Raw genomic sequence first — 13,879 nt, forward strand, 5'->3', positions numbered from 1 at the left:
CCAAGGCACAGACCGGGGTCCTACCCTCGGTACGACCCCGGACCTTGCATGGGTTCCATGGTGGAAGGGCCTGGCGGCTTACCTGTGCGGCGGCGTCAGCACGCTGGCTATCGCCTTCGGCAAGGTTTCCGGATAGTCTCGGCTGAAGTGTAGGCCACGGCTTTCACGGCGGGACAGGGCGCTGTTGACGATCATCGAGGCCACGTCGACGAGGTTGCGCAATTCCAATAAGTCGTGCGTGATGCGGAAGTTGCGGTAGTACTCGTCGATCTCTTCCTTCAGCAGGGCGATGCGGTGCTGGGCCCGCTCCAGGCGCTTGGTGGTGCGCACGATGCCCACGTAATTCCACATGAAGCGGCGCAGTTCGTCCCAGTTGTGGGAAATCACCACCTCTTCATCCGCATCCGTGACGCGGCTTTCATCCCAGTCGGGCAAATACGGCGTGCCCAGCTTTTCCTTGCTTTCGATATCCTGCGCGCAGGCGCGGCCGATGACGATGCATTCGAGCAATGAATTGCTCGCTAGGCGGTTCGCGCCATGCAGACCCGTGCAGGCCGTCTCGCCGACCGCATACAGGCCGGGCAGGTCGGCGCGGCCGGACAAATCCGTCACGACGCCGCCGCACGTGTAGTGGGCGGCCGGCACGATGGGAATCGGCTGCTTGGTGATGTCGATGCCCAGTTCCAGGCAGCGCGCGTAAATCGTGGGGAAGTGTTCGATGAGGAATTCGGCCGGTTTGTGGCTGATATCGAGGTGCACGTAGTCGAGGCCGCGTTTCTTGATCTCGAAGTCGATGGCGCGCGCCACCACGTCGCGCGGCGCCAGTTCGGCCCGCTCGTCGTGGGCCAGCATGAAGCGCGTGCCGGCGGCTGCGCCCGCTTCGGGCGGCAGTTTCAGCAAGCCGCCTTCGCCACGGATGGCTTCGGTGATCAGGAACGATTTTGCATACGGGTGGTACAAGCATGTCGGATGGAACTGGATGAATTCCATGTTCGACACGCGGCAGCCGGCGCGCCAGGCCATGGCGATGCCGTCGCCGCTGGCCGTGTCGGGGTTCGTTGTATATAAATACACTTTTCCGGCGCCGCCCGTGGCCAGCACGGTGTGCTCGGCGGCAAAGGTGTGCACCTTGCCCGTTTGCTCATCCTGCACGTACAGGCCGTGGCAATGCGGTTGCGCGTTGCGCTGGGCCGGCTTCATGCCCAGCTTGTCGGAGGTGATCAGGTCGATGGCGCAATGGTGTTCGAACAGGCTGATGTTCGGGTGGGCGCGCACCTTTTCTTCCAGGGTTACTTGCACGGCGTGCCCGGTGGCGTCGGCCGCGTGGATGATGCGGCGCTGGCTGTGGCCGCCTTCGCGTGTCAAATGAAAACCCAGCTCGGCCGAGGCGTCGCGCGTAAACGGCACGCCTTGCTCGATCAGCCATTCGATGGCTTCGCGGCCGTGCTCGACGATGTAGCGCGTGGCGCTCTCGTCGCACAGGCCGCCGCCCGCGATCAGGGTGTCTTCGATGTGCTGCTGGTGGCTGTCGCCGGAGTCCAGCACGGCCGCGATCCCGCCCTGCGCCCAGTTGCTGGCGCCGTCGAGCAGCGCGCGTTTGGAAATGATCGCGACGGTGCGCGTCTCAGCTAAATGCAGTGCAACCGATAAACCCGCCAGGCCACTGCCGACAATCGCTACATCAAATTTCATGACATTTATCTCTTTTAGGGGATGCATACTATATGCCATTTCCCCTCATTCGGTAATGTGTTGAGATAAATTCTGCAAGCGAAAGATAGCTGGGACCGTAGCTTGTGGCGCATCAATGTCTTCGCGGAACAGTTCGCCATCATGGCAAGACAGCAGCAGGCCGCCCCGTGCGCGGCGTGACGCTTTTTGCCGCAGGGGGGAACCATGATCCGCATCTTCAGCCATTATGTCTCGAAAACAGCGTTTATCCTGCTGTTGCTGGAAATCCTGATCCTGCTGCTGTCGGCCACCCTGACGTCCTTGCTGTGGCTGGTTGACGGCAGCCGCGTGCTGCGCGTGGGCGAGATTTACCTGTCGTCCGCGATCTTTGCGCTGGTCATCGTCTGAGCATGAGTGCGCTGGGCATGTACCAGCACCGCTCGCGCGAAGACATCCGCAACACCTTATTACGCATCCTGCCGTCGTTTGCGCTGGGTTTTGCCGTGCTCAGCGTGCTGATCCGCTTCGTCCCGTCCCTGCATTTCGGGCGCGGCAGCGTGCTGATCTTCGGCCTGGGCGCCATCGGCGTGCTGCTGGCGCGCCTGGTGGTGTTCAAATCCTCGCAATCGGCGCTGATGGAAGGCCGGCTGATCCTGGTGGGCGGCGGGGCGCTGGCGCGCGAATGCATGGACTTGGCGGCCAGCAAGATCGGTTTCCACCAGTTTACGGTGGTCGGCTGCATCGATGTGGCGGGCGAACAACGCTGCGTGCCGGCCTCGGCCTTGCTGCCGGCCGAACCGTCGCTGCTGGCCATGGCCCAGCGCCATGCGGCGCATGAAATCGTCGTCTCCGTCAGCGACCGGCGCAATGGCGCGTTTCCTGCCAAGCAATTGCTGGAATGCGCGCTGGGCGGCGTCAAGGTCATCGACGCGGCCACCTTCTTCGAGCGCGAAGCATGCCAGATCCGCATCGATTCCTTGCAACCGAGCTATCTGATCTATGGGGGCGGCTTCGACCAGAGCTTTTTCCGCGCCGCCTCGAAGCGCCTGTTCGACCTGGCCGCCAGCGGCGTCATCTGCCTGGCGGCGCTGCCCGTGATGCTGGTGACGGCGCTGTGCATCCGCCTGGAAGACGGCGGCCCCGTGTTTTATCAGCAAGAGCGGGTAGGGCGCGACGGCTTGCCCTTCAACGTGCTGAAATTTCGCAGCATGCGCTGCGATGCGGAGCGCGACGGCAAGCCCATCTGGGCGCTGGCCGACGATGCGCGCATCACGCGCGTGGGCAAGCTGATCCGCAAGCTGCGCATCGACGAGCTGCCGCAGATGCTCAATGTGTTTCGCGGCGAGATGAGTTTTGTCGGCCCCCGTCCCGAGCGCGCCTACTTTGTCGAGCAGTTGAAGCAGCAAAGTGCCGTACTACAACATTCGTCACAGCATCAAACCGGGCATCACGGGCCTGGCGCAGGTGCGCTACCAGTATGGCGCCTCCGTCGACGATGCCGTCAAGAAGCTGCAATACGATCTGTATTATGTAAAGAACAACAGCCTGTTCCTCGACTTGCTGATCTTGCTCGACACGGTGCAGGTCGTGCTGTTTGGCAAGGGCAGCCGATGATACGGGCGCAGTCGGACTGGCTGGCGGCGGCCGACGCGGCGGCGCTCAGCCATGGCCTGGCGTCGCTGGCCTTCTTCCTGCTGGCGCTGCTGCTCATCAGCAACTGGCGCGCGCGGCAGAACGTGCGCGCCTTGCTGGTGGCGTGCCTGGCGACGGGCGGCTGGGCCACGGGCACGGTGGTGCTGGTGCTGCTGGGGCAGCGCATTTCGCTGGCCGGCGATGCGCTCGAATTGCTGCGCACCCTGGCCTGGCTGGTGCTGGTGCTGCTGCTGATCGAACCGTCGCGGCCCCCGCTTGCGCCTGGTGCTGCTGGGCATCGTCCTCACGGCGCTGGCACCCGCCTTGTCCGCGCTGGCCTCGTGGTTGCTGGCGCTGCCTTTGCCGGCGCGCATCATCGCCAGCGTCAGCCGTTTGCTGCTGGCCGTGCTGGGCATGCTGCTGGTGGAGCAGTGGTACCGCAACACGCCGCCCCTGAAACGCTGGGGCATCAAGTTTGCCTGCCTGGGCGTGGGCGGCCTGTTCGCCTACGACTTTTATCTGTACAGCGACGCCTTGCTGTTTCTTGCGATCAACGACGACATCTGGGCCGCGCGCGGCATCGTCGACGCCCTGTGCGCGCCGCTGCTGGCCGTGTCGGCCGCGCGCAATCCGGGCTGGGCGCTGGGCTTGTCCGTCTCGCGCCAGATGCTGTACCGCTCGGCAGCCTTGCTCGGTTCGGCCATCTATCTGCTGGCCATGGCGGCCAGCGCCTACTACTTGCGCTATTTCGGCGGCACCTGGGGTTCCTTTATGCAGATGGCTTACCTGGGCGGCGCGGCCCTGCTGCTGGCCGGCGTGCTGTTTTCCGGCAGCCTGCGGGCCAAGCTCAAGGTGACCATCAATAAACATTTTTACAATGCCATCTTCGATTACCGCGAGGAATGGCTGCGTTTTACGCGCGCCTTGTCGGAAGACGGACCCGCCCTGGGCGAACGCACGATACAGGCCATGGCGCAACTGGTGGAAAGCCGCGCCGGCGCCTTGTGGATACTGCGCGAGCCTGGCCAGTTCGCCCCGGCCGCCAGCTGGAACTGGCCCCACAGCACGTGGAGCGAGCCGGCGTCCAGTCCCCTGTGCCAGTTCCTGGAGGAACGATTATGGGTGATCGACGTGCCCGACTGCCAGCGCGATCCCCGCCAGTACGGCGGCTTGCTGCTGCCGCCAGCGCTGCTGGCGCTGCCCGACGTGTGGCTGCTGGTGCCGCTGATGCTGCATGGCCAGCTGTTCGCCTTGGTGGCGCTGGCGCGGCCCCGCACGCGTATCGGCCTGAACTGGGAAATCCGCGACGTGCTGAAAATCGCCGGCAGCCAGGCCGCCAGCTACCTGGCGCACCGCGAATCGCTCGATACGCTCACGGTGTCGCGCCAGTTCGAGTCGTTCAACCGCATGTCCACCTTCATCGTGCACGACCTGAAAAACCTGGTATTTCAATTGTCGCTGCTATTGAGCAATGCGGAAAAGCACCGCGCCAATCCCGCCTTCCAGGAAGACATGCTGGGTACCTTGGACCATTCCGTGCAGAAAATGAAGACCTTGCTGCAGAAACTGGCGCGCGGCGAGGCGCCGGAAGCGCCGGCGCCGCTGCTGCTCGATAACCTGCTGCGCCAGGCCGTGGCGGCCAAGGCCAGCCTGGCGCCCGCGCCCCGGCTGGACATCGTCGATGGCGAACTGACGGTGCTGGCCAACCGCGCACGGCTGGAACGGGTGCTGGGCCACTTGATCCAGAACGCCATCGAGGCGACGGCCAGCGATGGCACGGTGGACGGTGGACGTGCGGCTGCGGCGCGAGCAGCGCACGGCCGTGATCGAGCTCGACGATACGGGGCAGGGCATGAGCGAACAGTTCATCCGCGAGCGCCTGTTCAAGCCGTTCGACACGACCAAGACGGCGGGCATGGGCATCGGCGTCTTCGAAAGCCGCGAATACCTGCGCGAAGTGGGCGGCAGCCTGGAAGTGCACAGCGAACCGCAAGTGGGCACGACGTTCCGCGTGATCCTGCCGCTGCATGCGGCATAGCAAAGGAGTGCCATGGGCAAACAGAAACTGCTGGTCATCGAAGACGACCCCGGCCTGCAAAAGCAGCTGCACTGGAGTTTCGACGGCTATGACGTCTTGCTGGCGGGCGAGCGCGAAACGGCGCTGGCGCTGGTGCGGCGCCACCAGCCGGCCGTCGTGACGATGGACCTGGGCTTGCCGCCCGACCCGGACGGCGCCACGGAAGGCCTGGCCACGCTGCAGCAAATCCTCGCGCTGGCGCCGGACACGAAGGTCATTATTCTGTCGGGCAACCAGGAGCGCGCGCATGCCTTGAAGGCCATCGCGCTGGGCGCCTACGATTTCCACCAGAAGCCGTTCGAGGCCGACATGCTGGGCCTGGTCATCGCCCGCGCGTTCTATCTGCACGCGATGCAGCAGGAAAACCGCCGCATGCTGCAGACGCAGGCCGATTCGCCGCTGGCCGGCATCGTCAGCCGCGACCCCGGCATGCTGAAACTGTGCCGCAGCGTGGAAAAGGTGGCGCCGTCGTCGGCCAGCGTCATGCTGCTGGGCGATTCGGGCAGCGGCAAGGAATTGATTGCGCGGGGCTTGCACGCGCTGTCGAGCCGCCATGCCCAGCGTTTTGTCGCCATCAATTGCGCGGCGATTCCCGAAAACCTGCTGGAAAGCGAGCTGTTCGGCTATGAGCGGGGGGCGTTTACGGGCGCGGCGCGGCAGACGCTGGGCAAGATCGAACTGGCCCACGGCGGCACCTTCTTTCTCGATGAAATCGGCGACATGCCGATGGCGCTGCAGGCGAAATTGCTGCGCTTCCTGCAGGAGCGGGTGATCGAAAGGGTGGGCGGGCGGGCCGAGATCGCCGTCGACGTGCGCATCGTTTGCGCCACGCACCAGGATCTGAAAGGGCTGGCGGAGCAGGGGCGTTTCCGCGAAGACTTGTATTACCGCCTCAGCGAAATCGTCCTGCGCATTCCACCGCTGCGCGAGCGGGCCGGCGATGCGGCCTTGCTGGCGCAGCATTTCAAGAACAAGTTCTGTGCCAGCGAAGGGCGCGGCAGCCTGCATTTCAGCGCCGGCGCGCTGCAGCTGATCGAAAGCTATGGCTGGCCCGGCAATGTGCGCGAAGTGGAAAACTGCATCAAGCGGGCCGTCATCATGAGCGACGGCCCGCAGATCGCCGCCGACGACCTGGGCTTGCCCGCCAGCGCCCAGGTCGCGCCCCCGGATGAGCCGCTGAACCTGCGCCAGGCCCGCGAAGGAGCCGAATACAAGGTGATGGTGCGGGCGCTGGCGCGGGCCGACGGCAATATCGCCAAGGCGGCGGAACTGCTGGGCGTGAGCCGGCCCACCCTGTACGACCTGATGAACCACCACGGCATCAAGTAGGCAGGCAGTGTATTAAAAATCAAGATTGTGTAAGGCGTCGCACATACGCTGGCGCCGCCGTGGCGCATCCTTGCCTCATCTACAACGAGGAGGCGCCATGAATGCGATCAGTTTATTGATGCAGGACCATAAGGCCGTGAAGGCCCTGTTTGCCCAATATGAAGGCTTGAGCGACCGCTCATTTGCCACCAAGAAAAAGCTGGCCGACCAGATCTGCCAGGAACTCACCGTGCACACGCAGCTGGAAGAGGAAATCTTCTATCCGGCCGTGCGCCGCCCCATCCACGATGGCGATCTGATGGATGAAGCGCTCGTCGAGCACGCGAGCGCCAAGGAACTCATCGCGCAGATCGAAGCGATGGATCCCGCTGACGACTTGTATGACGCCAAGGTCAAGGTCTTGTCCGAGCAGATCGAACACCACGTGGGCGAAGAAGAGGGCGACATGTTTCCCAAGGTACGCCAGACGGGCGTCGACCTCGATGCGCTGGGCCGCGAAATGGCCGCGCGCAAGGAACAGCTGACGGGCGTCGCCGCCTGAGCGCCATCAACATTGACAACCAAGGGAGTATTCCATGCAAGCTACGCAATTGTCCGTGTCGGACCTGAACAACCCGGGCGTGTCCTGGGGCGCCGTGCTGGCGGGCGCCGCCGCGGCGGCCGCCCTGTCTTTCATCCTGCTGATCCTCGGCGTGGGCCTGGGCCTATCGTCCGTGTCGCCGTGGTCGTTCAATGCCACGGCCATCGGCGTGTCGACCATCGCCTGGCTGGCCTTCATGCAACTGGCCGCCTCCGGCATCGGCGGCTACATGGCGGGCCGGCTGCGCGTGAAATGGAGCGCCATCCACACGGATGAGGTGCATTTTCCGTGATACGGCGCACGGCTTGCTGGCCTGGGCCGTGGCCACCCTGATCACCGTGGCCGTGCTGGCCGGCGGCACGCGCGCCGTGCTGAGCGGCGCCATCGATGCGGGCAGCGGCGTGGCGGCGGCAGTGGGCCCGGCCGTGGGGGCGGGCGCAGGTGCTGCAGGTGCTGCCAGCGCCAGGCAAGGCGAGGGCGGCAGCGGCGCCAATCCCCTCGATTATTTCTCGGACATGTTGCTGCGCGTGGCTCCGGCCCCGGCTGACGCTGCCACCGGCACGCCGGCGATGGCAAATCCTGGCGTGACGGCCGCCGACCAGCGCGTGGAAATCGGCAAGATCTTCGCCACCAGCCTGTCCTCGGGCAGCCTGTCTGCAGATGACCGCGCCTACCTGGGCCAGGTCGTGGCCAGCCGTACGGGCTTGAGCCAGGCCGATGCGCAAGCGCGCGTCGACGCCGTCTACGGCCGCGCCGTGAAAGCCGCCGCCGATGCGAAGGCTGCCGCCCAGCAAGCGGCCGACATGGCGCGCAAGGCCGGCGCCCACACGGCTTTGTGGATGTTCGTCGCCTTGCTGCTCGGCGCTTTCGTGGCCAGCCTGGCGGCAACGTTCGGCGGCCGCCAGCGCGACCATGAGCGCGTGTTGCGCCACGTCACCATCTGAACCCCCACCATAAAATCAAGGAGTCTGCCATGCGTTCCATCCTCTTGCTGTTGCTGGGCATTCCATTGCCCATCGTCATACTGATCGCCCTGTTCGTCCGCTAAGCGGGCCAACAAAACCGGCGCCCGCTGCAAGGTGGGCGCCGGTTTTTGCGTGAAAGCGGGCGCATGTGTAAGATGGCGCCATCTTTCCACCGAGACTATCCATGACCGTGACCGCCATCCGTCCCTTGCTGAAAACCGCCGCCATCGCCGCCTTTGCCTGCGGCGTGCTGGCCTCGTGTTCCACCCTGATCGGCCCGCGCGACGTGAATGTGTCGCTGAGCAAGATGCAGCAAGGCCTGGAGCGCCGCTTTCCCATCGACAAGCGCGTGCTGTCCGTGCTGGACGTCAAGCTGACGCACCCGCAACTGTCCCTGCAGCCCGAGCGCGAAAGAGTCGCCCTCAGCGTGGACGCCAGCGTCTTGCCGCCGTTCATACGCCAGAGCTGGCGCGGCAGCCTGGCCATGTCGGGCCGTTTGGTGCTCGACGCCCAGCGCAACGCGGTGTATTTGAGCGAAGCGAGCGTGGACAAGGTCACCATCGACGGCATGGACGAGTCGCAGCAGCGCCAGTTCGCCAAAGTGGCAAGCCTGGTGGCCGACCAGCTCATGCATGAAACGCCGATCTACACCTTCAAGCCCGACGAATTGCGCTATGCGGGCGTGCAATTCGTGCCGACGCAGATCAGGACTACCAGCAATGGGTTGACGGTGACGTTCGAGCCGGTGAAATAAGCTAGGCCTGGAATGCGGGCGTGGTGAGTTGCGTGGCCGTGTTGTTGCGCGGCGTCGCCTCTTCATGGAACAGGTCGCCGCCAGGTATTCGCATAGCGCATCTGCTTGAATATCGTCCGGAATAATGAAATCGGCGGGGCGGCGCTTGCCTTCCGCGCCGAGATAGAATGCGCGCCATGCTCCCGGATTTCCCCGGACGGCAATCAGCGTGCCGAAAATATTGAATCTGTATTCCTGCATCAAGCTGCTCCATTCCCTTGCTCAGGTTTGATATTTGTTGTGCTATAGTAATATTTACTTATATAGTAACATTTACTTATCCAAGGGCGGGCAATGGTCAATATCAGCACGGCGGGAATCCAACCCGGGGCACTGTCTGCCGCGGATGGCAGCAAGGTGTCATCAGGCAAGGCAGCATCGGACAAGGCCCAGACAGCGCCAGCCGCTGCTGGCGCCGTGGCGGACGATGTCGTGATCTCGACCCTGGCCGGGCGTTTGTCGGCGGCCGCGATGGCTACCAGCGCCACCATCCGGGGCTACGACCACGCTACGCTGGGTGCGTGGGTGAATGACAATACCACCGACATCCTGTATCCGCTGGACGCCGAACACAAGGCGGCCGCCGCAAAGCAGGTACCGCAACCGAACGATGCGGCAGCGGCAAAGTCGGCCGCCGCCGCCACCGCTTATGTCGAGAGAAAGGGCCCCAATCCGTTTGCCGGGCTTTCGCGAGAGCAATTGTCCGCCATTTCGAACGATGACAGCGGGACATTTACCATCAACGAGCGGCGCGCCGCCTTTATGCAGGCGTATCAGGAAGAAGAGGCCTGGCGCACGCAAGTCGTGGCGCAAGCCATGCATGAATACAATACCACCGGCAAGACGACCAATTTCTTCAAATCCGTGCTGGCGCATTACCAGGCATTGCCCCAGCTGGAACAGTCGCAATATCCGGCCAATTATGCGAGCGACCTGGAAGACAAGATCAAGCTCGATTTTAATTATTTCAATCATGCGGCCGGCAATGGCGGGCCAACGCCGGGTTCGCTTGCGGACATGCTGAAAAATCAGGATAAAAAAGGCCTGGATCTGTTTGATCTGCTGATCCGCTGATCCCTGGAATTGTTCAACTGTCATTGTTGCCCCGCAGGCAGGCCGACTATAATCCGGTCTCTCATGCCTGGACACGGCATGTTCCCCAACATGAAGTGAAAACAATTAAAGGAATCTTCGTGAAACGTTCACTCATCAGCGCCGCCTGCTGCGCCTTGCTCGCCTTATCTTCGCCACCGCTGTACGCCCAAGCTAGCAATGCTACCGCGCCCGTATCGGGCATCGACCTGAAAACCCTGGACCCGGCCGTCAGCCCCAAGGATGATTTCTACGGCTACGTCAACGGCGTGTGGACCCGCAATACGGAAATCCCGGCCGACAAATCCGTCTGGGGCACGTATATCGAATTGCGCGAAATCGCGCAAGGCCAGTTGCGCGGCCTGATCGACGCCACCGTCAAGAACCCCGGCAAGCCCGGCAGCGAAGCGCACAAGATCGCCGACCTGTACACGAGCTTCATGGACGGGAAGAAGGCGCGCGATGCGGCCGGCTTCAAGCCCCTGAAGGCCGAACTGGCCCGCGTCGCCAGCGTGAAAGACAAGAAGGACTTGCCGGCGCTGTTTGCCTATTTGCAAGGCAATGGCGTCGCCACGCCGTTTTCCGCCTATGTGGCGCCCGATGCGCAAGATCCCGAGCGCTACACGGTCAACATCAGCCAGTCCGGCCTGGGCTTGCCCGACCGCGATTACTACCTGAAGGAGGACGACGCCAAGCTGCAAGCCGTGCGCGCCAAATACCTCAAGCACGTCGAAACCATGCTGGCCATGAGCGGCGACAAGGCCGCAGCCGAACATGCGGCGCAGATCCTCGATATCGAGACCCGTCTTGCGGCAGCGCAATGGACGCGCGTACAGATGCGCGATCCCGTCAAATCGTACAACCGCGTCGATTTCGACAAGTTCGGCGCACTGGCGCCGGCCTTCGACTGGAACGCGTATTTCGCCGCCGCCGGCCTGGCGAAAAAGGAAAGCTCGGCCGTGGTGCGCCAGCCCAGCTTCATGACAGGTTTTGCCGAGACCGTGGCCGCCGTGCCGCTGGAAGCGTGGAAGAGCTACCTGAACTGGCGCATCATCGAAAGCTATGCTTCCTACCTGGACAGCGCCACCGTCAAGGAACGCTTCGCCTTCGACGGCACGGTGCTGCGCGGCGTGCCGCAAAGCGAACCGCAGTGGCAGCTGGCGCTGCGCTTCACGGATGGCGCCATCAGCGACGCCGTCGGCAAGCGCTACGTGGACATGTATCTGCCGCCGGAAACCCGGCCACGCGTGATGGCCATGTTCGACAATTTCGTCGCCTCGTTTAAGGATGGCATCGAGCAGCTGGACTGGATGGGCCCGGAAACCAAGAAGGAAGCGCAGCTCAAGCTGGCCGCCCTGAAGCCGAAGATCGCCTATCCCGATACCTGGCGCGACTACAGCAGCATGCAGACGCGGCCGAACGACCTGATCGCCAACGTGCGCGCCGCGCGCGCGTGGAGCCGCCAGCAAAACCTGGCCAAGCTGGGCAAACCGGTCGACCGCGACGAATGGTCGATGACGCCGCAAACCGTCAACGCCAGCTACAGCCCGGCACTGAACGCCATCACGATTCCGGCCGCCATCCTGCAGCCGCCATTTTTCAATGTGAAAGCGGAAGATGCCGTCAACTACGGCTTGCTGGGCATTACCTTCGGGCATGAAATCAGCCACGCCTTCGACGATTCCGGTAGCCAGTACGACGCCAAGGGGCGCCTGCGCAACTGGTGGACGGCGGAGGACCGCGCGGCCTTCAAGGCGCTGGCGGCCGGCCTCGTCAAGCAGTACGGCGCCTACAGCCCCGTGCCTGGCTACCACATCAACGGCGAGCTGACCCTGGGCGAAAACATCGGCGACAATTCCGGCCTGTCGATCACCTACAAGGCGTATCAGCGTTCGCTGGGCGGCAAGCCGTCGCCCGTCCTCGATGGCTTGACGGGCGAACAGCGCGCCTGTACATCGGCTTTGCGCAGAAATGGCGCGCCAAATTGCGTCCGGAAGCGGCAATCGCGCAGATCAAGAGCGATCCCCATTCGCCGGGCGAATTCCGCGCCAAGGGCACGGTCAAGAACCAGCCCGGCTTCTATGAGGCGTTCGGCATCAAGCCGGGCGACCCCATGTATCTGCCGCCGGAGCAGCGCGTGATCATGTGGTAAGCCTGGGTTAAGCAGCTCGCCGCGCCGGGGACTATTCCTTGGCGTGGTTGAGCGTGTACCTGGGCAGCTCGACCGTCAGGTCTTCCTGGCTGACGCGGGCCTGGCACGACAGGCGCGAGTGGGGCTGCAAGCCCCAGGCCTGGTCGAGCATGTCTTCCTCATTGTCGCCCAGTGCGTTGAGCGAGTCGAAACCCTGCACCACGATGACGTGGCAGGTGGAGCAGGCGCCTACCTGGCCGCACGCGTGTTCGATGTCGATCTTGTTGAGCAGCAATGCGTCGCAAATGCTCATGCTTCCCGGCGCGTCAATGACGGCGCCGTCCGGAGCCAGCTCGGGATGGGGTAATACGGTGATGGTTGGCATACGATAATCTCCTTGAATATCGCTACCTTGAACCTTCCCGCCTGGACAAGGTCAAGCGCATTCTGCGCCTGACCCCGGCCGTGCCGCGCCTACAGCTTCGAGGCCGGATGGTCCGCCAGCGGGACAAATTGGCCGGTCGATTCGTCGAGCGCATCGAGCGAGCCGTTTTCGATGTCGTACACCCAGCCATGCAGGGTCAGGCGCTTTTGCGTGATGCCCAGCGCTACGGAAGGGTGGGTGCGGATGTTGTTCAGTTGCGCCACGACATTGGCCCGCACCATGCCGTCGATGCGCTCCTGTTCCGTGGCGTGCTCGACGGATTCGTTGATCATGCGCGCCGCATCCGCGTGCCGCAGCCAGCTCTTGACCGCCGGCATGTGCTCGAGGCAGGTGCAGGTGGCGATGGCTTTCATGGCGCCGCAGTCGGAATGGCCGCAAATGACGATGTCCGTCACCTGCAGGGCCGCCACGGCAAATTCGACGGACGCGCTCACGCCGCCCGGTTCCGGGCCAAACGAGGGCACGATGTTGCCCGCGTTGCGGATCACGAACAGCTCGCCAGGTTCCCGTTGCGTCACCAGTTCCGGCACCATGCGGCTGTCGGAACACGAGATGAACAAGGCCTTCGGCGTCTGGCCCGTGGCCAGCGTCTTGAACAGTTCTCGGCGTTCAGGAAAGACTTCCTTCTGGAAACGTAGAAATCCGGCAATGATGTCGCGCATAAATAAAGAAGAAAGTGGTGGAAGCCGGTATTATCGCCGATTTGGCGCCGCTCCTGCTTGCGGCCCGCCAAGGCAGCGCTCGATATGCTCGAGCAATTGCAGGAACACGCGTTTGTCGGCCATGTGATTCATCGTGTTGCTCGTGAAGACGTCGCTGGCGGCCGCTGCCACGGCGCTGCGGGCTTGCGCGCAGGCGGCGTGCAGTTGCGCGCGCTCAAGGTCTACCAGCGCCGCAGCGATGCCTTCGGACGTGAAATCGAAGGCATCCATGCCGCAGCAGCCGGCCACGCAATAGGTTTCCAGGCGGCAGATCAGCGGCCACAGTTCCCCCAGCAGGCCATCGATGTCGACGGCCTGGTCGTAGCGGCCGTCAAGATCGATGAATTCGATCCAGGCGTCCTCGCCGATCTGGATATCGTACTGGCGGTCGCGTTCGGTCATTTTTCAACATTCTCCTGGTGAGTGGCATCGCATTATAAAAAAAAACCGCCCGAAGGCGGTT

12 protein-coding genes and 3 pseudogenes are annotated in these 13,879 nt (G+C 63.4%); 10 read left to right on the forward strand and 5 right to left on the reverse strand.

What is annotated here, in order from left to right:
- Positions 1-78 precede the first annotated feature (78 nt).
- Positions 79-1,692, reverse strand: a complete 1,614-nt coding sequence (nadB, locus tag ACQVLG_RS22685; RefSeq protein ID WP_230538106.1) for an L-aspartate oxidase — start codon at positions 1,690-1,692, stop codon at positions 79-81.
- Between the two features lie 204 nt (positions 1,693-1,896).
- On the opposite strand from nadB, the gene ACQVLG_RS22690 reads away from it, so the two are divergent.
- The 8 genes and pseudogenes from ACQVLG_RS22690 to ACQVLG_RS22725 all read left to right on the forward strand — a co-directional run bounded on the left by ACQVLG_RS22690 (position 1,897) and on the right by ACQVLG_RS22725 (position 9,008).
- Positions 1,897-2,079: a hypothetical protein gene (locus ACQVLG_RS22690; protein ID WP_474291091.1), complete on the forward strand. Its 183-nt coding sequence runs from the start codon at positions 1,897-1,899 to the stop codon at positions 2,077-2,079.
- A gap of 689 nt (positions 2,080-2,768) precedes the next feature.
- Positions 2,769-3,020, forward strand: a pseudogene (locus ACQVLG_RS22695) (sugar transferase); the annotation flags it as partial.
- 568 nt (positions 3,021-3,588) lie between these two features.
- Positions 3,589-5,433 carry an XrtA/PEP-CTERM system histidine kinase PrsK gene (gene prsK, locus ACQVLG_RS22700; RefSeq protein ID WP_474291092.1) on the forward strand — a complete coding sequence of 615 codons (1,845 nt, stop codon included), beginning with the start codon at positions 3,589-3,591 and terminating at the stop codon, positions 5,431-5,433.
- Positions 5,354-6,709 carry a PEP-CTERM-box response regulator transcription factor gene (prsR, locus tag ACQVLG_RS22705; RefSeq protein WP_474291093.1) on the forward strand — a complete coding sequence of 452 codons (1,356 nt, stop codon included), beginning with the start codon at positions 5,354-5,356 and terminating at the stop codon, positions 6,707-6,709. The genes prsK and prsR overlap by 80 nt, the downstream gene beginning before the upstream one ends.
- A gap of 97 nt (positions 6,710-6,806) precedes the next feature.
- Positions 6,807-7,250 carry a hemerythrin domain-containing protein gene (locus ACQVLG_RS22710; protein ID WP_474291094.1) on the forward strand — a complete coding sequence of 148 codons (444 nt, stop codon included), beginning with the start codon at positions 6,807-6,809 and terminating at the stop codon, positions 7,248-7,250.
- Between the two features lie 34 nt (positions 7,251-7,284).
- Entirely contained in the window at positions 7,285-7,581 is a 297-nt protein-coding gene (locus ACQVLG_RS22715) for a hypothetical protein (RefSeq protein ID WP_474291095.1), read from the forward strand.
- A 13-nt stretch (positions 7,582-7,594) separates the two neighbouring features.
- A complete protein-coding gene (locus tag ACQVLG_RS22720) occupies positions 7,595-8,233 on the forward strand; it encodes a hypothetical protein (protein WP_474291096.1) in 639 nt (212 codons plus the stop codon).
- 205 nt (positions 8,234-8,438) lie between these two features.
- Positions 8,439-9,008, forward strand: a complete 570-nt coding sequence (locus ACQVLG_RS22725) for a DUF1439 domain-containing protein (protein ID WP_474291097.1) — start codon at positions 8,439-8,441, stop codon at positions 9,006-9,008.
- A gap of 138 nt (positions 9,009-9,146) precedes the next feature.
- Here ACQVLG_RS22725 and ACQVLG_RS22730 read toward each other — a convergent pair.
- Positions 9,147-9,248: pseudogene (locus ACQVLG_RS22730) on the reverse strand (DUF7661 family protein); the annotation flags it as partial.
- A gap of 156 nt (positions 9,249-9,404) precedes the next feature.
- On the opposite strand from ACQVLG_RS22730, the gene ACQVLG_RS22735 reads away from it, so the two are divergent.
- On the forward strand, positions 9,405-10,121 hold the full coding sequence (locus ACQVLG_RS22735) for a hypothetical protein (RefSeq protein ID WP_474291098.1): 717 nt from the start codon (positions 9,405-9,407) through the stop codon (positions 10,119-10,121).
- 119 nt (positions 10,122-10,240) lie between these two features.
- Positions 10,241-12,291 (forward strand): annotated as a pseudogene (locus tag ACQVLG_RS22740) (M13 family metallopeptidase).
- 31 nt (positions 12,292-12,322) lie between these two features.
- On the opposite strand, the gene fdx reads toward ACQVLG_RS22740, so the two are convergent.
- The 3 genes from fdx to ACQVLG_RS22755 all read right to left on the reverse strand — a co-directional run bounded on the left by fdx (position 12,323) and on the right by ACQVLG_RS22755 (position 13,818).
- Complete coding sequence (gene fdx / locus ACQVLG_RS22745; RefSeq protein ID WP_474291099.1) at positions 12,323-12,655, reverse strand: ISC system 2Fe-2S type ferredoxin; 333 nt, start codon at positions 12,653-12,655, stop codon at positions 12,323-12,325.
- Between the two features lie 89 nt (positions 12,656-12,744).
- A complete protein-coding gene (locus ACQVLG_RS22750) occupies positions 12,745-13,377 on the reverse strand; it encodes a carbonic anhydrase (RefSeq protein ID WP_230538096.1) in 633 nt (210 codons plus the stop codon).
- Positions 13,378-13,407: 30 nt separating this feature from the next.
- Positions 13,408-13,818, reverse strand: a complete 411-nt coding sequence (locus ACQVLG_RS22755; protein WP_474291100.1) for a DUF6331 family protein — start codon at positions 13,816-13,818, stop codon at positions 13,408-13,410.
- Positions 13,819-13,879: the final 61 nt, after the last annotated feature.

This window comes from Janthinobacterium sp. TPC_1 (assembly GCF_056037845.1).